This is a genomic window from Nocardia sp. NPDC050435, from assembly GCF_040655395.1.
Classification (GTDB): domain Bacteria; phylum Actinomycetota; class Actinomycetes; order Mycobacteriales; family Mycobacteriaceae; genus Nocardia.
In genome coordinates this window covers 197,613-217,304 of sequence record NZ_JBFAJW010000006.1, presented here as the reverse complement: position 1 = coordinate 217,304, position 19,692 = coordinate 197,613, and the positions used below count along the sequence as shown (strand labels likewise).

Annotated in this window: 18 protein-coding genes; 15 read left to right on the top strand and 3 right to left on the bottom strand. The window is 70.6% G+C overall.

Annotated elements, in window-relative coordinates; all coding sequences use genetic code 11:
- Positions 1-388: 388 nt before the first annotated feature.
- Positions 389-1,666 carry a family 1 glycosylhydrolase gene (locus AB0I43_RS20330; protein ID WP_357432504.1) on the bottom strand — a complete coding sequence of 426 codons (1,278 nt, stop codon included), beginning with the start codon at positions 1,664-1,666 and terminating at the stop codon, positions 389-391.
- Positions 1,667-1,777: 111 nt separating this feature from the next.
- Here AB0I43_RS20330 and AB0I43_RS20325 point away from each other — a divergent pair, with 111 nt between their 5' ends.
- Positions 1,778-2,425, top strand: a complete 648-nt coding sequence (locus tag AB0I43_RS20325) for an NUDIX hydrolase (protein ID WP_357432503.1) — start codon at positions 1,778-1,780, stop codon at positions 2,423-2,425.
- Here AB0I43_RS20325 and AB0I43_RS20320 read toward each other — a convergent pair.
- Both AB0I43_RS20320 and AB0I43_RS20315 read right to left on the bottom strand, forming a co-directional pair.
- Complete coding sequence (locus AB0I43_RS20320; RefSeq protein WP_356975718.1) at positions 2,403-2,735, bottom strand: YnfA family protein; 333 nt, start codon at positions 2,733-2,735, stop codon at positions 2,403-2,405. The two genes, AB0I43_RS20325 and AB0I43_RS20320, sit on opposite strands and share 23 nt — an antisense overlap.
- A gap of 140 nt (positions 2,736-2,875) precedes the next feature.
- The gene (locus AB0I43_RS20315; protein WP_357432502.1) at positions 2,876-3,595 is read right to left on the bottom strand and encodes a metallophosphoesterase; all 720 of its coding nucleotides are present in this window, start codon (positions 3,593-3,595) and stop codon (positions 2,876-2,878) included.
- Positions 3,596-3,913: 318 nt separating this feature from the next.
- Between AB0I43_RS20315 and AB0I43_RS20310 the strand changes: the two genes are divergently transcribed.
- The 14 genes from AB0I43_RS20310 to AB0I43_RS20245 all read left to right on the top strand — a co-directional run bounded on the left by AB0I43_RS20310 (position 3,914) and on the right by AB0I43_RS20245 (position 19,686).
- Positions 3,914-6,226, top strand: coding sequence for a RelA/SpoT family protein (locus AB0I43_RS20310; protein WP_356975812.1), 2,313 nt, complete (start codon positions 3,914-3,916; stop codon positions 6,224-6,226).
- Positions 6,227-6,607: 381 nt separating this feature from the next.
- A complete protein-coding gene (locus tag AB0I43_RS20305) occupies positions 6,608-8,200 on the top strand; it encodes a cutinase family protein (RefSeq protein WP_356975722.1) in 1,593 nt (530 codons plus the stop codon).
- Positions 8,201-8,258: 58 nt separating this feature from the next.
- Positions 8,259-9,188: a hypothetical protein gene (locus AB0I43_RS20300; protein WP_356975724.1), complete on the top strand. Its 930-nt coding sequence runs from the start codon at positions 8,259-8,261 to the stop codon at positions 9,186-9,188.
- Between the two features lie 16 nt (positions 9,189-9,204).
- The gene (locus AB0I43_RS20295; protein WP_356975726.1) at positions 9,205-10,143 is read left to right on the top strand and encodes a hypothetical protein; all 939 of its coding nucleotides are present in this window, start codon (positions 9,205-9,207) and stop codon (positions 10,141-10,143) included.
- The gene (locus AB0I43_RS20290; RefSeq protein WP_356975728.1) at positions 10,140-10,790 is read left to right on the top strand and encodes a hypothetical protein; all 651 of its coding nucleotides are present in this window, start codon (positions 10,140-10,142) and stop codon (positions 10,788-10,790) included. Before AB0I43_RS20295 ends, AB0I43_RS20290 begins: the two co-directional genes overlap by 4 nt.
- 40 nt (positions 10,791-10,830) lie before the next feature.
- Positions 10,831-11,124 carry a hypothetical protein gene (locus AB0I43_RS20285; RefSeq protein ID WP_356975729.1) on the top strand — a complete coding sequence of 98 codons (294 nt, stop codon included), beginning with the start codon at positions 10,831-10,833 and terminating at the stop codon, positions 11,122-11,124.
- A gap of 2 nt (positions 11,125-11,126) precedes the next feature.
- Entirely contained in the window at positions 11,127-11,387 is a 261-nt protein-coding gene (locus AB0I43_RS20280) for a hypothetical protein (protein ID WP_356975730.1), read from the top strand.
- A complete protein-coding gene (locus tag AB0I43_RS20275) occupies positions 11,384-12,040 on the top strand; it encodes a hypothetical protein (RefSeq protein WP_356975731.1) in 657 nt (218 codons plus the stop codon). Before AB0I43_RS20280 ends, AB0I43_RS20275 begins: the two co-directional genes overlap by 4 nt.
- Positions 12,037-12,858 carry a hypothetical protein gene (locus tag AB0I43_RS20270; RefSeq protein ID WP_357432501.1) on the top strand — a complete coding sequence of 274 codons (822 nt, stop codon included), beginning with the start codon at positions 12,037-12,039 and terminating at the stop codon, positions 12,856-12,858. Before AB0I43_RS20275 ends, AB0I43_RS20270 begins: the two co-directional genes overlap by 4 nt.
- Positions 12,852-13,706, top strand: a complete 855-nt coding sequence (locus AB0I43_RS20265) for a hypothetical protein (protein WP_356975734.1) — start codon at positions 12,852-12,854, stop codon at positions 13,704-13,706. The genes AB0I43_RS20270 and AB0I43_RS20265 overlap by 7 nt, the downstream gene beginning before the upstream one ends.
- On the top strand, positions 13,700-15,187 hold the full coding sequence (locus tag AB0I43_RS20260; RefSeq protein ID WP_356975735.1) for a hypothetical protein: 1,488 nt from the start codon (positions 13,700-13,702) through the stop codon (positions 15,185-15,187). The genes AB0I43_RS20265 and AB0I43_RS20260 overlap by 7 nt, the downstream gene beginning before the upstream one ends.
- A gap of 76 nt (positions 15,188-15,263) precedes the next feature.
- A complete protein-coding gene (locus tag AB0I43_RS20255; protein ID WP_356975737.1) occupies positions 15,264-16,751 on the top strand; it encodes an SCO6880 family protein in 1,488 nt (495 codons plus the stop codon).
- A gap of 7 nt (positions 16,752-16,758) precedes the next feature.
- A complete protein-coding gene (locus AB0I43_RS20250) occupies positions 16,759-19,290 on the top strand; it encodes a hypothetical protein (protein WP_356975739.1) in 2,532 nt (843 codons plus the stop codon).
- 114 nt (positions 19,291-19,404) lie between these two features.
- Complete coding sequence (locus AB0I43_RS20245) at positions 19,405-19,686, top strand: transposase (RefSeq protein WP_356975741.1); 282 nt, start codon at positions 19,405-19,407, stop codon at positions 19,684-19,686.
- Positions 19,687-19,692 lie beyond the last annotated feature (6 nt).

Genomic DNA, 19,692 nt, shown 5'->3' with positions numbered 1-19,692 from the left:
CTCGCGAGCGAACTCGACGTGCCAGTGGTCCTCGCGTCCAATGGCCCCGACCGCGCCGACCGCACCTCGTTGTCGCGCTTGCGATCTGCCGCTTGACGACGCGTTGCCTCGGTTCGATCAGGAAGCTGCCCGCCTGCCGCCCGCTTGCCGCCTGCCGCCCGCTTGCCGCCTGCCGGCCGTCGCTCGTCGCGAATCAGCCGAGCGAGCCGACCGACTGGCTCGCGAGTGCACACCGCGTGCCGGCGGTCCTCCCGTCGGAGGGCCTGACTGAGCTGGCGCACCCTGTTGGCGCGCTCGCGATGTGCGGACTGCGCGCGGCGCATCGGGTTCGGCGGCCGCGCGCTACCGGCACGGCCGCGCTACCGGCACGGCGTTGGGTGGGCGTGGTTCAGCGCAGGGTCACGGGCTCCGCGCAGCTGGCGGGTGGGTCGATGAGGGTGCAGTCGGCGGGTGGGCGGGAGGGGCGGTAGTGGGGGGTGACGCCGTCGGCCGCGACGATCGCGGCGTAGGCGGCGGCCGCTTCGGTGGGGACGCGGGTGAGGTCGCCGGCGGCGGCGTCGACGCGGTAGAGGCCGAAACGTGGCTTGTAGCTGCCCCATTCGTAGTTGTCGGTGAGGCTCCAGTAGTTGTAGCCGATGATGTTCATGCCGTCGGCGGCGGCCCGCTGCACCCAGTAGATCGAGTCGCGGAGGTGCTCGGCGCGGGTGTACCCGGTGCGGTGCGGGGCGTGGTTCTCGGTGGTGATGCCGTTCTCCACGATGAACAGCGGTTTGCCGGGGAACAGGCGGGCGTAGCGGCGCAGCGCGAAATAGATGCCCTCGGGGCGGACGGGCAGTTCCCAGAGTTCGGACGGATCCGGTTTCGGCGGTTCGAAGCCGTAGTAGTAGTCGAAACCGATGTAGTCCAGGCGGGGGCCGATGTCGGCCAGCACCGAGCCGTTGATCTGCAGGTCGTTGCCCGCGACATAGCCGACATTGCTGGTGACCATGGCGTCGGGGGAGCGCTGGTGGATGTGGTCGTAGATCGCGTTGTGCGCCGCCGCGACGCGTTTCTCCATGGTCGCGCGGTCGGCGCCGCTCAGGGCGACCTCGTGGCTGATGTAGGCGACGGGCTCGTTGATGGTGACCCACAGCGGATTCCGGTCGGCGTAGCGGTCCACCACCCGGCGCGCGTTGGCGACCCAGTCCCGCACCATGTCCGGGTGGTCCCAGCCGCCGCGGTCGTAGGCCCAGCCCGGATACACCCAGTGGTCGAGGGTGAGCATCGGCCGCATGCCGGCCGCGACGATTTCGGCGACGACCTTATCGTAGAACTGGAACGCCGCCTCGTCCCAGGTGGAGCGGCCATCGGGTTGCAGGCGGGCCCACTCGACGCCGATCCGGAAGACCTGCACGCCGAGCGCGGCGGCTAGCCGGATGTCCTCGGGGTAGCGGTGATAGAAGTCGACGGCGTCGCCGTAGTCGTCGAACTCGGGATGCTGCCGGATGTAGCGCAGCCAATTGCTGTCCGGCGCATGGCCTTCAGCCTGGAATCCGGAGACCGCGACGCCCCACAGGAAATCCGGCCGCAGCGCGGGCACGCCGGGCGCGACGGCGGTGCCAGGCATCAGCATCGCGACCAGGGTGGTCGCGAGGGCTGCCGCGGCGTGCCGAGCCGTTGTGCGCATCCCTCGCGAAGGTAGCCCGCGATTCGCTGCCCTGCTAGGCCCCGGTCAGTGGGCAGTAGCAGCCCCGCCCCGGAGTCGGGGGCGTCGCGGCGTCCGGCAGGATGGTGCGCCGTGGAGCAATCGATGGTCTCGGTCGATGTGGTGACACTCCGCTTCTGGGCTTCCGACAGCGCGGTCACCGTCGGCATCGCGCCGCGCGAGCACGAGCCGTTCACCGGCGCGCTCGCGCTGCCCGGCGTGCTGCTCGGGCGCGGCGAAAGGCTCGCGGTGGCGGCGCGGCGCGCGGTGCACACCAAGCTGGGCGTGCCCGAGTCGGCGATCGGCGCCGTCGGTCAGCTCGTCACCTTCGACGAACCCAATCGCGACCCGCGCGGGCCGACGCTGTCCATCGCCATGTGGGCGGTGGCCGGCGAGCACGAGGGCCCGGCCCGCTGGGCGCCGTTCGACGAGGTGCCCCCGCTGGCCTTCGACCACAACAGCATCATTACCGCGGCCCGCGCCCACCTGGCGCGCCTGCTGTGGAAGGACCTGTCCTTCACCCGCGCCCTGACCGGGTCCGAATTCCCGGCCACCCGCGCCGTCGATCTCGCCACCACGCTGGTCGGCGCGCGCCCGGACCCGGCCAATCTGAACCGCACCCTGGCCGCCATCCCCGGCCTGACCCGGACCACCGAGCGCCGTCGCACCAAGCCCACCGGCCGCCCCGCCGCGGTCTGGGCCTTCGACCCGGATCCGGTCAGCGCCGCGGCGCGTACATGATGATCGCGACGCCGATCAGGCAGATCGCGGCGCCGAGGTAATCCCACCGGTCGGGCCGGAATTTGTCGACCACGATGCCCCACGCCAGCGACCCCGCCACGAACACGCCCCCGTACGCGGCCAGAATCCGCCCGAAATTCGGATCCGGCTGAAAAGTAGCCACAAACCCGTAGGCCCCGAGCGCGATCACCCCCGCCGCGATCCACAGCACCCCGCGTTGCTCCCGCCACCCCTGCCACACCAGCCACGCGCCCCCGATCTCGGCCACGGCCGCCAGCGCGAACAACAGCAACGAGCGCAGGATGATCACCAGGCGAACCTACCGTCCCGCCGACTCCCTTCGACCGCTGTACCTCGGAGTCCTATTGCGGCGCCCGCCTGCGTGTCGACCGCACTTTGTTCGCGCTCGGAGCGGGTCACTTCCGGCGCGCGCGTCGACTCGGTCGGGCGTCACGCCTCGAGCGAGTACACCGCGTACGGCCGCCCGAGCACCGGATAGGAGACGTTGCGTACCGGAACGCCGCCGTCGGTGCTGCCCACCTCGGTCCCGGCGTGGGCGTGCCCGTGCACCGCGAGGTCGGCCCCGGCGCGGTCGATCGCCAGGCCCAGTTCGTGGCATCCGAGACCGGGGTAGATCCGGGGATTCTCGCCCGTGAGCGTGCCCAGGACCGGGGAGAAGTGCGTGAGGGCGATCCGGAGATCGCAGTCGAGGGCATCGAGGGCCTGCTCCAGGCGCAGCGCGTCGACCGGTCCGCGGAGCATGCGCTCGCGGTGGCGGAGGCCGGCGTGTTCCGGGTCGCCGGGATGCCCGGGGAATCCGCCGCTGCCGCCCATCACGCCCGCGATCCCTACGCGCGTTCCGGTGAGATCCAGGGCCAGCGCGGTCCCGTCCAAGACGTGCACCCCGATCCCGCTCAGCAGCGCGGCGATCCGATAGCCCTGCTTGCGGTCGTGATCGTGGTTGCCGAGCACGGCGACGACCGGGACCGGAAGGTCGAGGAGTTCGGCCCGCAGCAGTTCCGCCTCGGCCATCGCGCCGCTGTCGGTGAGGTCGCCGGCGAGCAGGAGCAGATCGGCGTGCGCGGCGAGTTCCCGGAAGGCCGGGCGGAATTCTCCGGCGACCGCCGGGCGCATATGCAGATCGGCCCCGGCGGCGACGCGAACAGACACCGCCTCAGCCAGCCACAAGCGGCGAATGGTGTCAACAGAATTCACCTCCGATACCAACCCGGGATTCACCTATCGGTCGCTGGTCCGATACCCGGACTAAAGTGGTGATCTGGGCGGTTGCAGCGTCGGATAAGGTGTTGCGATCGAGCCCGGCATGCGAGGTCGGGCCCGGAAGCGGCGGCTGGTGTAACCATGTAGGGCTCCGAGCCTGCCGAATGGTTGCGGAGAGGTGGTGGCATGGCTCAACACTTGGGCGAGGCGAATGTCGGGCAATCGGCAGCACCCGCGGAGTCGAACGGCGCGCCCACGCCGTCCGACATGCCCGCCACCAAGCCGGGCGCGGAGCCGCCCGCCCGCGGCGCCACCGCCGCCGTCCCGACCTCCGCCTCGCGCCGTGTGCGCGCCCGCCTGGCCCGCCGGATGACCGGTCAGCGCGGCATCGCCGCGGTCAAGCCGGTGCTGGAGCCGCTGGCCTCGGTGCACCGCGAGCTGTATCCCAAGGCCAACCTGACGCTGTTGCAGCGCGCCTTCGATGTCGCCGACGAGCGGCACGCGCACCAGTTCCGCAAATCCGGCGATCCGTACATCACGCACCCGCTCGCGGTGGCCAACATCCTGGCCGAGCTCGGCATGGACACCACCACCCTGGTCGCGGCCCTGCTGCACGACACGGTCGAGGACACCGGCTACTCGCTCGAGCAGCTGACCGGCGAGTTCGGCCAGGAGGTCGCGCACCTGGTCGACGGCGTCACCAAGCTGGACAAGGTGAATCTCGGCGCGGCCGCCGAGGCGGAGACCATCCGCAAGATGATCATCGCCATGGCCCGCGATCCGCGCGTGCTGGTCATCAAGGTCGCCGACCGCCTGCACAACATGCGCACCATGCGCTTCCTGCCGCCGGAGAAGCAGGCCAAGAAGGCCAAGGAAACCCTGGAAGTCATTGCGCCGCTTGCGCACAGACTCGGGATGGCCACGGTCAAGTGGGAGCTCGAGGACCTCGCGTTCGCGATCCTGCACCCGAAGAAGTACGACGAGATCGTGCGCCTGGTCGCCGACCGCGCGCCTTCGCGCGACACCTACCTGGCCAAGGTGCGCGCCGAGATCGTGAACACGCTCGCGGCCTCGCGGATCACGGCGATCGTCGAGGGCCGCCCCAAGCACTACTGGTCGATCTACCAGAAGATGATCGTCAAGGGTAAGGACTTCGACGACATCCACGACCTGGTCGGCATCCGCATCCTGTGCGACGAGGTGCGCGACTGCTACGCCGCGGTCGGCGTCGTGCACTCGCTGTGGCAGCCGATGGCGGGCCGTTTCAAGGACTACATCGCCCAGCCCCGCTACGGCGTCTACCAGTCGCTGCACACCACCGTGGTCGGCCCGGACGGCAAGCCGCTGGAGGTGCAGATCCGCACCCAGGACATGCACCGCACCGCCGAGTTCGGCATCGCCGCGCACTGGCGCTACAAGGAGACGCGCGGCAAGCACTCCAACGACACCGCCGAAGTCGACGACATGGCGTGGATGCGCCAGCTGCTGGACTGGCAGCGGGAGGCCGCCGACCCGGCGGAGTTCCTGGAGTCGCTGCGCTTCGACCTGAAGTCGCCGGAGATCTTCGTCTTCACCCCGAAGGGCGACGTGATCACGCTGCCGCAGAAGTCGACCCCGGTCGACTTCGCCTACGCGGTGCACACCGAGGTCGGGCACCGCTGCATCGGCGCGCGCGTCAACGGCCGGCTGGTCGCGCTGGAGCGCCAGCTCGAAAACGGTGAAGTGGTCGAGGTTTTCACCTCCAAGGCGCAGAACGCCGGCCCGAGCCGGGATTGGCAGAACTTCGTCGTCTCCCCGCGCGCCAAGGCCAAGATCCGGCAGTGGTTCGCCAAGGAGCGCCGCGAGGAGGCGCTGGAATCCGGCAAGGAGCAGATCTCCAAGGAGGTCCGCCGGGTCGGACTTCCGTTGCAGCGCTTGATGAGTGTGGACGCGATGACGGCGGTCGCGCACGAGCTGCACTACACCGACATCTCCACCCTCTACACCGCGGTCGGCGAGCACCAGGTCTCCGCGCACCATGTGGTGCAGCGGCTGATGGCCCAGCTCGGTGGCATCGGCGACGTGGAAAACGAACTGGCCGAACGCTCTACGCCCTCGACCACGCCGAGCCGGCAGCGCGTCACCGGCGACGCGGGCGTGCTGGTGCCGGGCGCCTCGGGCACCGTGGCCAAGCTGGCCAAGTGCTGCACCCCGGTGCCCGGCGACGAGATCATGGGCTTCGTGACCCGCGGCGGCGCGGTGAGCGTGCACCGCACCGACTGCACCAACGCGGGCTCGCTGCGCGAGCAGTCCGAGCGCATCATCGACGTGGAGTGGGCGCCCTCGCCGTCCTCGGTGTTCCTGGTGGCCATCCAGATCGAGGCGCTCGATCGCACCCGCCTGCTCTCGGACGTGACCAAGGTGCTGGCCGACGAGAAGGTCAACATCCTGTCCGCCTCGGTGGCCACCCACGGCGACCGGGTCGCGATCAGCAAGTTCACCTTCGAGATGGGCGATCCGAAACATTTGGGCCACTTGCTGAATGTGGTGCGCAATGTGGAGGGCGTTTACGACGTCTACCGCGTCACCTCCGCCACCTAGTCGCGAGCGCATCGGCGCGAACAGGAACTTTCCGCTGCGTGTCGCAGAGGTTAATTCGTTGCGTGGCGGGTAGATTTCCTTCCACAAGCGAACCATGGCGGCCTCAGTTGCCCGGCAGCACACCGGTTTCGAGGCCCGCGCACACTTCGCCGGAGGATTGCGGTGCGGCCCCTCGGGGTCGGAAAACTGTTGTTCACATTCCGGCGCCGCGCCGTCCTGTGTTCAGCATCTCCGCCGGATGGGCGGAAACTTTTCGCGACGTCGGCAGTCATAGCCGGAATCTGTTACCGTCGAATGCGTTTGAGGACGTCAAGATTCACCAGCGGCAATACGGATTGATGGCGGTTCGCTATGGCCAATTACCCGGCAAGAATCACGGGGGTGCTCAGTGCGCTCGCCGTTGCTGTGGCATTTGCCGCGGCGGTTCCGGCAGTTGCCCAGGCCGAGCCCTCTCTCGACCTCTCCATCGAATCCTGTCCGGCGCTGTACGCCTTGGGAATTCAGGGCACCGGTGAATCCTCGCCGGACGCCGCGCCCAGCACCGATACCGGCATGCTGTCCACGGTATTCCGCCCGCTGCTGGCCAAGGCCGGCGAGCAGGGGCTGGTGGACCGCGCCTACGTGCCGTACGAATCCAGTTTCGGCGGTTTCACCAATGGCGGACCGGCGCCCTACGCGCAGTCGGTCGGCGCGGGTCTGGACCGGCTGAAGTCGATGGCGCAGCAGGTGTTGCAGCGCTGCCCCGAGACCGATCTGGCGATCGTCGGCTACTCCCAGGGCGCGCACGTGGCCTCGCTGTTCGCCCAGGAGGTCGGGCAGGGCAAGGGCGCGGTCCCGGCCGACAAGGTCGCCGCCGTAGCGCTTTTCGGCGATCCGACCCGGAATTCGGGTGCGCCGCTGTTCCCGGGCTCGCCGGGCAAGACCAACCCGGACGCGGCGCCCGGCACCGACGGCGCCGAGGTGGCGGCCATCGCGGCGCTGAACCAGACCCCGGCCTCCGGCGGCGGCATCGCCCCGGAACGCGATCAGGCCAAGAACTTCGCGGCGCTGACCGGCCGCGTCGCGAGTTTCTGTACGGCGGGCGATCTTTCGTGCGATGCCCCCGCGGGCGCGCCGATCCTGCGGGCGGTGGCCAATATCGCGGGCCAGGCCCAGGTCAGCGGCGGCGACCCGATCGCCTCGCTGGTCTCGGTGGCGCAAGCGCTGGCCTACACCTCGATCAAGACCGTCTCGAAGGTGGTCAACGAGGACATCTCCGGCAACTCGCTGTCGAACCTGTCGCTCTCGCCGAAGAAGTCGATCTCCGAGCGCCTCGCCGACGCCTCCGACCCGCGCACGCCGATCGAGGTCAACAGCGCGTTCCAGGCGTTGCTGAAGGTCGGGCTGATCGGCTTGAACGCGGTGGTCACCGTGGTCAAGGCGGTGATCAATCCGGCCACCATCGCCGAGCTCGCCACCGCCGGGCTGGCCAACCCCGTGGCGGGGCTGGCCCTGCTCGGGACGAAACTGCTCGGCGCGATCCCGGAACTGATCCCGCCGACCACCATTTCGCGGCTGGTCAGCCAGGCGTTCACCGCCGTCGTCCAGAACATCACCGACAACAGCGAACTGCTCAACGTCACCACCTGGGTGAAGTACTGGGAGACGGTGCAGCGGCACGGCGCCTACGGCACTGCCGCCGTCACCGCCGGCGGCGACGCGCCGGTGCGGTTCGTGGCGGACTGGTTCGCCGCGCTGGCCCGGGATTTGGACGACACGCAGGGCAGCGGCACCGCGCCGCAGCCGCTGAGTACCACGGCGGTGCCTCGATTATCGGTACCCGCTACCGGCGCGTCGACTACGCCGAACCCGTCCGGTACGGGAGAATTTCCGTTCGGGAACGGAGCCGCCAGCGCCCCAACCAGTGGCGCGTCGACTACGCCCACCGTGGTACCCGGCACCCCCAGATCCAGCAACCCGTCCTTGACGAACTGAGCGCCGAGAGGGTCTGACCGATGCGACACCAGTTGCCCGGCTCCGTGGGAAGGGGGGAATGTTGAAGTCGTACAAAGAGCTGTCCCGCTGGTTCCCCCCGTTGGAGCCGGAGACGGGCACACCGGCTCCCGCGCCGGTGCGCGCGGACGATCTGCGCGCCGACGACGACGGCCCGGCCCAGTACCCCGATTACATTCGCGAACCCGACCCGAACGATCCGGACGTGGCCCGGGCGCGCGCCGAGGTGCCCACGGATCTGCCTTCGCGGCGCAGCGAATTCACCGGCGGCTGGTCGGACTGGGTGGGTGAGCGGGCCCCCGCCGCCGGTCACCGTCGCGACGCCGACCTGGTCCGCTTCCCGTGGGCCGACGACGACGAGGACGACGACTACGACGACGAGCCCGAGGACGAGGGCCGCTGGGGTGTGGTGCGTGAGCGCGTCCGCCGGCCGCTGCCCGGCCGGAACCGGGTCCTGGCCGTGCTCGCCGTCGCGGTGCTGCTGCTCGCGCTAGCCGGGGCGGGCGCGCTGTGGCTGCTGAAATCCTCCGGCAACGACAGCGCGGGCTCGCCGCGAGAGTCCATGCAGTTCACCGCGGGCAGCGCACAGTCCGATCCGGCCGCCGTCTGCCCCGTGGAACGCACCGACCGGGTGGTGCGCAGTTCCGAACCCGGCGGCACCGGCTCCGGGCCGGACGCCATTCTGTCGTTCCAGTACGCCTACTACGTGGAACGCGACGCCGACCGCGCGCTGCAGGTCGTCGCCCCCGGCGCGAGCGTCTCGCCCGCCGCGGTGATCCAGCAGGGCATCCAGACCATTCCGGCGGGTACCCGGCATTGCGTGCGCATCGTGGCGATCGGCACGGACAAGTACTCGGTGGAGGTCACCGAGCAACGGCCGGACAGCACACCGGCGACGTACAACAAGCAGACGGTCACCACCGCGGTGATCGGCGGCCGCACCCTGATCACGGGTATCGCGGCCGGATGAAGGAGAGCTGATAGCGATGGGCGAGGACTGGAGCCGCTGGCTCGACGACACACCCGAGGCGGGTGCGGCGACGAAGTCCGCGAAGGTGGGTCTTTTCGAGCGACCTGCGAGCAATCGCCTCGGCAAGGCTCCAGTGGTGCGGTTACGGCGGAACAGGCAGAGCGGCGGGGGGGCGGGGGCCGGCACCGGGGAGCAGCACGAATCCCAGCGCGCGCCACGCCCGATCCTGGTGGTCGGCGGCTGCGGCGGGGCGGGCACCACGACGACGGCCCTGGGCATCGCGGGTGAACTCGGCATGTCGGGCACGCCGACCGTGGCGGTGGACGCCACCGCGGCGGGCAGCGACCTCGCGCTGCGCGGCGCCGACGAGCACCTGCACCCGATCAGCCTGCAATCCTGGTTGTACGGGCGCGGCAACGACGAGCCGGCGCCGGTGAAGGAGTGCCTGTCGCTGGCGACCTCGGGCATCGGCCTGCTCTGGCGCGACGCCGCGCCGCTGCGCCGGCGTGCGACCTACCTCACGGTGGCGCGCGCCATCGACGACGCCGGGTTCACCGGCGTCTACGACGGCGGCAGCCCGATAGCCGGACGGCAGCTGCGCCCCCTGCTCGACGACTCCGATGTCGCTCTGATTCTTGCCATTCCGGCCCGCGCCGATGCCGCGAACCGGCTGCGCGTCACCCTGGAATGGCTCGACGACCAGTACGGACACGGCACCGAAGGGCAGGGGGGCGGCATCGTGGGTGACACCACCATCGTCATCTCGCACCAGCTTCCGGGCGCCGACTCGCGCATAGCCGATCATTTGCGCGAGCACCTCGCCGGCTGGGTCCGCGACATCAACGAGATTCCCTACGATCCGCATCTGGCGCGCGGCGAACTGGTCCGGCACTCGGAGCTGGCCCCGGAGACCCGACGAGCCTATGGGCGCCTGCTGACGGGGGTGGCATCATGACCGCCGCCATGTCGAAACTAGGTCAGCGCAAGCAAACTCCGCAGCCGGCGGGCGTGATCGCCCCGCCGGAGTCCCGCCGCGCCCCCGTCTGGGACCGCCCGGTACCCGGCATCGGGCGCGCGCCGCTGCTGTGGCTGCTGGGCGTGCACGGCGGTGCCGGAGCCACCACGCTCGCGCACGTGCTCGCGCCGGCGGCCGACGCCAGCCGGCGCTGGCCCGGCGTGTTCGACCGGGAGTCGCCGTTCGTGGTGCTGGTCGCGCGCGAGACCATCGCCGGGCTGACCCGCGCCCATGATCTGCTGCGCCAGCACCACTTCGGTTTCGGCGGACCCTCGGAGGTGCTCGGCCTGGTCACCGTCGCCGCGCGCCCGGGGAAGATGCCGGTGGAGATCCGCCGCTATCGTGACGTCGTCGGCTCGCTGGCCGGGCCGATGTGGCAGGTTCCGTGGTACGAGGAGTGGACCCTCGTGGAGGCCGACGCGCTGCCGGTCTGGACGCCGGGCGACCCGCTGCCGGAGCGTAAACGCAAGATCGATCCGCTCGCGGAGGTACCGCTGGAGGTCCGCGAAATCGGGGCGGATATTGTCGCCACGGTTCGCGAAAAGATCGACGCCCGTACAGCTTTCGAAGAGGGGGAGGAGCCGTGAGGTCGGTCGCCGAACCTTCGGATTTCGAGAAAGGCACCCGATGAGCTCGTTACTCCTCGCCGTGCAGGACACCTACGGCACCGTGCTGGCCCAGGTCGGTAACCCGACCCCGGAGGCGCCGCCGGGATCGGAGAAGTTCCTGCAACTGGTCAGCTACCTTACGTGGTTCGTTCTGCTCTCGGGCATCTGCGGCATCGTCTACGCGGGTGGCAAGTTCGCCTGGGAGAAGTGGACCGGCGGCGGTCTGGAATCGCCGAAGATGGTGGCCGGGGCCATGATCGGCGGTGTCGTCGCGACCAGCGCCGGCACCATCATGAACGCGCTCATCGGATAGCGATGACGGATACCGTGATGCTGGCATACAAGCAGTTGCCCTCGGAGGTCCTGGAACCGCTGATGCAGCTGCTGAATTGGCTGCTGTGGTTCGTGCTCCTGATCTGCCTGGCCTGGATGATCTTCTCCGCGGGCCGGCTCTGGATCGCGTTCCGCAGCGACATGGCGGTCAACGACGCCACCCACGGCGTGGTGATGAGCCTGATCGGAGCGACGGTCGCGAGCACGGCGTCGGGGATCGCATTGGCGTTCCTACCGACATGACAGAACCGGCCTCGATGCCCGCCCAGCCCGACCACGCCCCGCGGCGCCGGGCCCGCTACCGCCCCGCGGCGGGGCTGCTCGGTCTCGCGGTGTTCGCCGCGGTGGGCTGCGGGTCCGATACCGAGGCGGCGCCCGATCTCAACGCCGGGCCCGGTGGGGTCCGCTGGCAGGCCTATCACGGCGTGCAACTGCCGCGGACCGACCAGGGGCCCGAGTCCGAGGCCGACGGCGCGGCAACGGGTTTCGCCCACACGCCGGCCGGGGCGGCGGTCGCCGCGATCACCCACACCGTGCGGATGTCGGTGGCGCCGGACAACCAGTGGGCCAAGGTCATCGCGAAAGAGGTCGTTCCGGGCCCGGCGCGTGACGAATGGTCGGTGAACCGGGTGCAGCTGTCGATCACCGGCCCGGCCGCGCCCGAATACGCGCCGCGCCTGCTCGGCTACAAGATCACCGAGTACACCCCGCAGCGGTCGGCGGTGGACATCTACACCGAATACTCCGACGCCTCCAAGGCCGTGAACCACACCACCGTCGAGTGGTACCTCGACGATTGGCGACTGCGCTTACCCGATCCGGGCTCGACCGCGCGCCCGATCGACGCGATCACCGAATTACCCAGCGACCTCGTCGAGTTGGAAGGACCGAAATGATGGCGAAAGAGAAGGAGGCCGCGTACCCGCGCGACCGGGTCTCCTTCGGCGCGATCGCCTCCGCCGCGGTACTCGCCCTCATCGTGATCGTCGGCGCCGTCATGTTCCTGACCCGCGACGACAACGGCGGCCCGCAGGATCCGGCGGCCGCCACGGCGACCGGCGGGCAGGGCTTCACCGATCCGGAGGTCGATATCTTCGGGCGGCGGGTGGACATCCCGAACAACGCGGCGGGCCAGCCGCTGCCGCAGGACCCGGCCCAGCAGCGCCGGCCCGCGGATCCGGATTGGCTGACCGGCGCACCGGCTGGCACCACGCAGCCGCACGGGTGGCAGCGGGTGTTCGGCGCCTCGGTGCCGTTCTCCACCTCCGACGGCCCGACGCGGATCGAAGACGGTCTGGCCGTGGGGTATTCGCACACCCCGCAGGGCGCCGCGCTGGCCGCGGCGCAGATCACCTACCGGCTCAACGCCCGCCCGGCCGACCGCGACCTCTACGTCCGGCAGGTGCGGGTCTCGGCCCAGCAGATCGCGGCCTACGACAAGGCGCTGAACGAGAACCGCCTGCCCAAGCAGCAGCCGGAGAAGGTGACCAAATACTTCGTCGCCTCCGACGCGTTCAAGGTCGAGAACTACGCCGACGATCTGGCGATCCTGCAGCTGGCCTCGCGCGGCCAGGTGATCGACGGCAAGCAGACCTGGGTGGCGATGCGCCTGGTGATGGTGTGGGACGCGGGCGACTGGCGGCTCAAGCCCGCCACCTCGAGCGGTTCGCAGACCGAGCTGATCGATTCGCTGGCGGGGTGGACCAAATGGTGAACCCGCGCGCTACCGCCCGCCGTTCCCGGCTGACGCTGCTCGGCCTGGGCGCGGCCGTCGCCGTGCTGGTCGCCGCGGGCGTCACGGTCTCGGCGCTGCGCGACAACGACTCCGGCGACGAGCGGGTGCAGGCGACCAACGCGTCCTCGGGGACGGGGCCGCTCGCCCAGACGGTGTCGGCGGCTCCGGTCGGTTTCGCGGGCGCCGCGGTCGACGTCTTCGGCCGCCGGGTCGACATTCCCAACAACCCGGCCGGGCAGCCGCTGCCGCAGAACGCCGCGCAGCGGCGCACGACCGCCGACGCGGATTGGCTGACCGCGGCTCCGGCGGGCACCCGCGGTGCGGGCGGCTGGCAGCGCGTCTACGGGGTCTCGCTGCCGTTCTCCACCTCCGACGGCCCGGCGCGCGTCGAGGACGGGCTCGCGCTCGGCTACAGCCACACCCCGCAGGGCGCGATCCTGGCGGGCGCGCAGATCATGTACCGGGCCAACGCCCGCCCGGCCGACACCCGGCTGCGCGAGCGACAAATGGTGCTGACCGCGCAGGAACAAGACACCTACCAGCGCAAGCTCGCCGAAGGCGGTGTGCCGGAACAGCTTCCGGAGTCCGCGGCGAAGTGGCTGGTGGCCTCGGACGCGTTCCAGATCGAGAAGTACACGCCCGAGCAGGCCACGATGCGCATCGCCACGCGCGCCGCGGCCGGCGAGGGCGGTGGCACCAGATGGATGGCAACACGTTTGGCAGTGGTGTGGGTCGACGGCGACTGGCGGTTGCAGTCGGCGCCCGGTCCGGACGGCAGACCGCAAACCGAAACCATTACGACGCTGACGGGGTGGACGCCATGGTGAAAAAGCTCCTCACAATCCTCGCGGTGATGTTCACCGTGATGGTCGCGACGCCGACCGTGGCCTATGGCCAGACCTACGGCTTCGACCAGACCTGCAACGAGATACACGACACGCTCGACGGTGTCGGCATCCCGGGCACGCCGTCGCTCGGTGATCTCGCCTCCGCGGTGTGCAAGGGCGGCAACGCCACCACGCACCCGGGCGACGCCGCCGCCGCGGTCCGGGACAAGGCCTGGGACTCCACCTTCGGCAAGGTGGTGGACTCGCTGATGAACGGTCTCGGCGAGGCGCTGATCTTGGCGTTGACGTTCTGGATGAAGGTGCCGAACGAGGCGGCCAGCGACGGTGGTTCGCTGTTCACCAAGATCAACGATTACACCTATCAGATCCAGATCATGCTGCTGATAGCCTCGGTGATCATCTCCGGCGGCCGGTTGGCCGCGGCCCGGCGCGGCGGCGTGTCGGGTGAGGCGGAAGAGGGCTTCCGGATGTTCGCCCGGGTGGTGTTCTCGTCCTGGATGCTGGGCGCCATCATCGTCGCGGGCACGCAGGCCTCGGACCGGTTCTCCGAGTGGATCATCAACGATTCCACCAACGGCAACGCCAAGGACCTGGCCGAGCTCATGGTGAAAACGTCCAAGCTGCAAGCGTTCTCGCCGGGTCTGGTGCTGATCATCGCGATCGTCGGCCTGCTCGGCGCGCTGGCGCAGATCGTGCTGGCCATCGTCCGTCAGGGCCTGCTGATCGTCGCCGCCGGTGTGCTGCCGTTGGCGGCGGCGTCCTCCGGCATGGACATCGGCAAGAGCTCCTACCAGAAACTGGTCGGCTGGATCATCGCGTTCATGCTCTATAAACCGGTGGCGGCGATCGTCTACATGATCGCCTTCACCACCGCCGGGCACGTCGACGGGCTCACCGCCACCACCAGCCTGCCCGAAGGCGAAGAGGCGCAGCGCATGCTGGTCGCGATCGTGCTGCTGTGCAGCGTCGCGTTCGTGCTGCCCGCGCTGATGCGCCTGGTCACCCCGGCGGTCGCGATCGTCGGCTCCGGCGGTTCCGGTCTGACCGCGGCGGGCGGCACCTTGGTCGCCGCGGCCGCGCTCGGCGCGATGGGCACCAAGGCCGTCGGGGTCAAGGGCACGGCGGCGGCCGGGCGGCCCGGCTACGTCAGCGGCAGCGGCACCGGTCCGCCGGGTGGCGCGGGCGGTCCGCGCGGCGGCGGCGGAGCCCCGCGTCCGGTGCCCCCGCCCCGCCCCGGCGGCGGTGGCGGGCAACCACTTACGGGGGAGCCACCGCGCGCCTCCGGGCCAGGCGGCTCCACCGCCGTATCGTCCGGTGCGGCACGCGCCGCGGGCCGGATCGGCGCGGCCAGAGCCGCCACCAGCAGCTTCAACAGCGCCGAACAAAGCATGGGAGACATGGCCGGTGACCGTTGGGCGAATCGGTCGCCCGACCTCGGGAGGAGCACCATTCCGCGATGAACGTGACTGAGCGCAGCGAAGGAACCAAAAGCCCAGCACGGCCCGGCGCCATGTCGGCGAGCGCTAGCGAGTCGGCATGGTGACGGATACCTACGAGCGCCGGTCTTACGGGCTCTGGCAGAAGCCGCGCAGCGCGGGCCTTTTCGGCCTGCGCTGGGAGGAGACCGTGATCGGCTTCGTGGTCGTGATCACGGCGCTGATCACCGCGATGGTCGGCGGCTTCAAATGGGGCGTGATCGTCGGCGGCCTCGGTGTTCTGGTGATGGTGCCACTGGTGTGGCGGACCGGAGGGCGCTCCGGCTACGAGACGGGAATCATGATGTTCAACTGGATGCGCTCGCGTAATCGTGGCGAGCACGTGTACCGCGGCGGGCGGTTCTCCCGGATCCCGGGCGGCGTCACCCGGCTGCCGGGCCTGCTGGCCCCCTCCAAGCTCTACGAGGGCATCGACGCCGGCGGCTACAGCTTCGGCATGATCCACCTGCCCCAGTTCGCGCAGTACACGGTGGTGCTGCGGGCCTGGCCGCAGGGGCACGAGGCGGTGGACCAGCCGGTGATCGATCGCTGGGTCTCGGCCTGGGGCACCTTCCTGGCCTCGGTCGGCCAGACCTCCGACATCGTGGCGGTGGTGCCGGTGATCGACACCGTGCCCGAGACCGGAAACCGGTTGCTCACCGAGGTTTCCACCATCACCCGCCCGGACGCGCCGGAGCTGGCGCAGCAGGTGATGTACGAGCTGGCCACCGAACTGCCGCAGGAGCGGGTGCAGTTGCTGCCGCGCGTGGCGATCACCTTCAAGGCCACCACGGCCGAGCGGCGCAAGAACCCGGCCGAGGAGGCCGTCGAGATCGGCCGCCGGCTGCCGGGTATCTGCGCGGCGCTGGCCGAGGCGGGCGTGCGCGCCCAGCCGATGTCGGCCGACGAGGTGATCGGCTTCATCCGCCGCAGCTACGATCCGGCCTCGCAGGCCGACCTCGAGGTCGCGGCCTCCGATCCCGAAGGGCACGGCCTGGATTGGGCCGACGCGGGCCCGGTCTCGCACGACGAGAAGTGGGATCACCTGATCCACGACGGCGGCCGTTCGGTCACCTGGGAAATGGACGCTGCCCCCGAGGGGGCGGTGGACGAGCGCGTGCTGCAGCGGCTGCTCGCACCGAACCCGGAGGTGCCGCGCAAGCGGATCGCCATCGTCTACCGGCCGCACTCGGCGGCCGACGCCGCCGAGATCGTCGACGACGACTTCAAGAACGCGCTGGTGGCCCAGCAGAGCGAGCGCGGCGTCGTCTCGGCGGCGGCCACGCTGCGGGTCGGCGCCACCCAGCAGGCGCGCGAGGAGCAGGCCCGGGGCCACGGCGTCACCCGGTTCGGCGCGCTGGTCACCATCACCGAGCCGCTGCGCGGTGACCTGCCGCGCATCGAAGCCATCACCCGCGACCTGTCCACACAGGCGCGCTTGAAGATCCGGCGGTGTTACCGCTACCAGTCGGCGGCCTTCGCGGCTTCGCTCGGCTGCGGGGTGATCCTGCCGGAGCACGCGACCATTCCGAAGGCATTGGCAGGGTAGGCGATCCATGGACCACGACGACGATCTGCGCGGGCCCGGCACCGATCCGGGTGGTTCGACCACGTCCGAACCGAATACGTCCGGGCGCGACGAGGCTCCGGCCCGCCGCAAGTCCCGCGACGACGAGTGGACGTTGTTGCCGGCCGGCGACCGGTCCGGAGAGTCACCGCGGGTGCGGCAGCGATCCGGGCTGGAGGAGATGCCGGATCGTCGTCGGTCGGGCGAGCCGGGGGCGGAGCGACGCCAGCCGGTCGAATCGTCGCAGGAGGCGGACGCGGAGTGGCGGCGTCCGGCGGAGTCCGGTCGCTCCGTCGAGCGTCGCCAGGGCGATCCGGGGCATCCCGGCAACGCGGAGCAAAGCCGGTCGGCGGAGGCGCCGCGGGCCGGCGCCGCGGGTGCGGAACGTCGCCGTCCGGCGGAGTCCGCGCAGCCGGGTGCGGAACGTCGCCGTCCGGCGGAGTCCGCGCAGCCCGGCGCGGAGCGGCGGCGCCCGGGAGCCGGTGCGCCCGGGGCGGATCGGCGCCGGACGGCCGCGGAGTTGTCGGCGCGGGAGCGCCGCGGGGCCCAGGAGCCGGAACGCCGCCCGCGTGCGGGAGAGCCGCCGCGCAGCGGCGCGGGGAGGGCAGAGGCCGGTAGGCCGTCGCGGGACGCGGCCGTGCCGCGGCCGCCGCGCGGTGAGCGCGGCGCGCACGCGGCACGACCCGAGCGGACGGCGAAGCCGCCGGTGCGCGCGGAGCGCGGCCGCGGCGGGCGGCCGGAGAAGACCGATTACGCCGCCGATCGCGCCATGGGCACCCCGGTCCAGGACAAGGCCGCCCGGCGCGCGAAGGCCAAGGCGGACAAGCGCACCCGGCAGGGTCCGCCGCTGCTGGACGAGGCCACCCGGTCCCGGCTCGAGATCGCCAGCCGCGAGGGCAACGGCCTGCGCGCCGCCTGGGCCGCCTTCCGGGTGCGCACCGACGACATGCGCCGCCGCAACTACGCCGCGCGCGCCGAGCAGGTCCTAGTCGACGGATTCGACCGCAGCACCGCCCAACTCACCGACCGCGGCTTCAGCGGCGCGGGCGGCGGCAAGATGAACGTGGTCGGCCGTCCGGTCGAATACCGCGCCACCACCGCGCAGGTCGCGGGCCTGTGGCCGTGGTCGGTCGGCGCGGGCGCGCCGCTGATCGGCACCCCGCTCGGCTCGCATCTGCACACCGGCGCGCCGGTCTGCTTCGATCCGATGAACTGGTTCCTGCGCGGCAGCTTCATCACCGCGCCCAGCCTGTTCGTGCTCGGTCTCAACGGTTTCGGCAAGTCCTCGCTGGTGCGCCGGATCGTGCTGGGCGGCATCGCGCAGGGCATCACGCCGCTGATCCTGGCCGACGTGAAGCCGGACTATCGCCGGATGGTGGAGCTGGTCGGCGGTCAGGTCATCGATCTGGGGTACGGTCACGGCAAGCTCAACCCGCTGGCGGCGGGCGTGCTCGGCTCCGTGGTGCCGCTGCTGGACGAGTTCCCGGCGCTGCAACTGCAGGTGCTGCAGGATCTGCGGGCCCGGCAGGTCACCCTGATCGCGGGCCTGGTGGAGCTGGTGCGCGGCGCGCGCGTGCGCGACTACGAGGAGACGCTGATCGCGACCGCGCTGCGTGTCCTCTACCAGCCGGGCAGCGGCTACACCCCGGACCAGCCGCCGATCATGGAGAACCTGCTCGAGGTGATCGTCGCGGGCGGCGACGAACTGCGCCTGGACGCCGGCGCCGACGACGTCGACGAGTACAACATCGCGATCAAGGGCCTGCGCCGCTCGCTGCGCGCGCTCACCCAGGGCCCGTTCGGCGCCATCTTCAACGGCCAGACCTCGGTGCCCATCGACACCGGCTCGGTCGCGGTCTGCATCGACGTCTCGCACATCCCGACCGGCGACAAGAAGCTCAAAGCCGCGGTCATGCTGGCCTGCTGGGCCGACGGATTCGCCTCGGTGGAGGCCGCGCACGTGCTCTCCGACGCCGACCTGGGCCCGCAGCGCTACTTCCAGGTCGTGATGGACGAGTTGTGGCAGGTGCTCGGCCTGGGCGACTTCATGGTCGACCGCGTCGACGAGCTGACCCGCCTGCAGCGCGGCATCGCCACCTCGCTGATCATGATCAGCCACACCATCAAGGACCTGCAGGCCCTGGGTTCCGAGGCCGCGATCGCCAAGGCGCTCGGCTTCCTGGAACGCGCGCGCGCCAAGATCTTCGGCGCGCTGCCGGGCGAGGAGGTCAAGCGGCTGGACAGCATCGTGCCGTTCACCTCGGCCGAGACCGAGATGGTCACCGGCTGGTCGGCGCCGCAGGCGCTGACCGGCGAGGCGCTCAAACCCGGTCAGCAGCGGCCCTCGCCGCCCGGCACCGGCAAGTTCCTCATCAAGATCGGCGAGGATCGCCGGCCGGGGATCCCGTTCCACATGGAGTTCACGCTGTCCGAGCGCGAAAGCGGCATCCACGACACCAACTCGCGCTTCAGTGAGTTCACCGAATCCACTACGCGCGGGACGGATGGGAGCGCCGCATGAAAAGTCAGGCCCGGAGGCGGCAAGGCGGCGTAACCATGCAGGGCCCTGATCATGCGAGGTGGGACTCAGCGTGAGAGAGACGCAATCATGATGCCGCATCGGTCATATCGCAGAGTGTCGCCGGAAGTGCGCAAGGCCGCCGTCGAGCAGGTCATCGCGCTGACCGGCAAGCTACGCAGCGAGTCGGAGGCCTGCCGGGTGGTCGCCGATCAGATCGGCGTGCACACCAACTCGGTGCGGAACTGGGTGCGCGCGGCGGAGGGCCCGGGCCTGGATCGGATGGACGCGACCGCCCTGCGGCGCAAAGTGGCGCTGCTGCAACAGCAGCTGGCCGCGGCGGCGGAGATGAACCGGACGCTCGCCGACACCCTCAACGAAGCCCGCCGCCAGACGTGAAGCGCG

Excerpts from the sequence above, each read along its gene's own strand:
- AB0I43_RS20330 (WP_357432504.1), bottom strand. The coding sequence starts at position 1,666 with ATGCGCACAACGGCTCGGCACGCCGCGGCAGCCCTCGCGACCACCCTG.
- AB0I43_RS20310 (WP_356975812.1), top strand. The coding sequence starts at position 3,914 with ATGCCCGCCACCAAGCCGGGCGCGGAGCCGCCCGCCCGCGGCGCCACC.
- AB0I43_RS20300 (WP_356975724.1), top strand. The coding sequence starts at position 8,259 with ATGTTGAAGTCGTACAAAGAGCTGTCCCGCTGGTTCCCCCCGTTGGAG.
- AB0I43_RS20295 (WP_356975726.1), top strand. The coding sequence starts at position 9,205 with ATGGGCGAGGACTGGAGCCGCTGGCTCGACGACACACCCGAGGCGGGT.
- AB0I43_RS20290 (WP_356975728.1), top strand. The coding sequence starts at position 10,140 with ATGACCGCCGCCATGTCGAAACTAGGTCAGCGCAAGCAAACTCCGCAG.
- AB0I43_RS20285 (WP_356975729.1), top strand. The coding sequence starts at position 10,831 with ATGAGCTCGTTACTCCTCGCCGTGCAGGACACCTACGGCACCGTGCTG.
- AB0I43_RS20280 (WP_356975730.1), top strand. The coding sequence starts at position 11,127 with ATGACGGATACCGTGATGCTGGCATACAAGCAGTTGCCCTCGGAGGTC.
- AB0I43_RS20275 (WP_356975731.1), top strand. The coding sequence starts at position 11,384 with ATGACAGAACCGGCCTCGATGCCCGCCCAGCCCGACCACGCCCCGCGG.
- AB0I43_RS20270 (WP_357432501.1), top strand. The coding sequence starts at position 12,037 with ATGATGGCGAAAGAGAAGGAGGCCGCGTACCCGCGCGACCGGGTCTCC.
- AB0I43_RS20265 (WP_356975734.1), top strand. The coding sequence starts at position 12,852 with ATGGTGAACCCGCGCGCTACCGCCCGCCGTTCCCGGCTGACGCTGCTC.
- AB0I43_RS20260 (WP_356975735.1), top strand. The coding sequence starts at position 13,700 with ATGGTGAAAAAGCTCCTCACAATCCTCGCGGTGATGTTCACCGTGATG.
- AB0I43_RS20255 (WP_356975737.1), top strand. The coding sequence starts at position 15,264 with ATGGTGACGGATACCTACGAGCGCCGGTCTTACGGGCTCTGGCAGAAG.
- AB0I43_RS20250 (WP_356975739.1), top strand. The coding sequence starts at position 16,759 with ATGGACCACGACGACGATCTGCGCGGGCCCGGCACCGATCCGGGTGGT.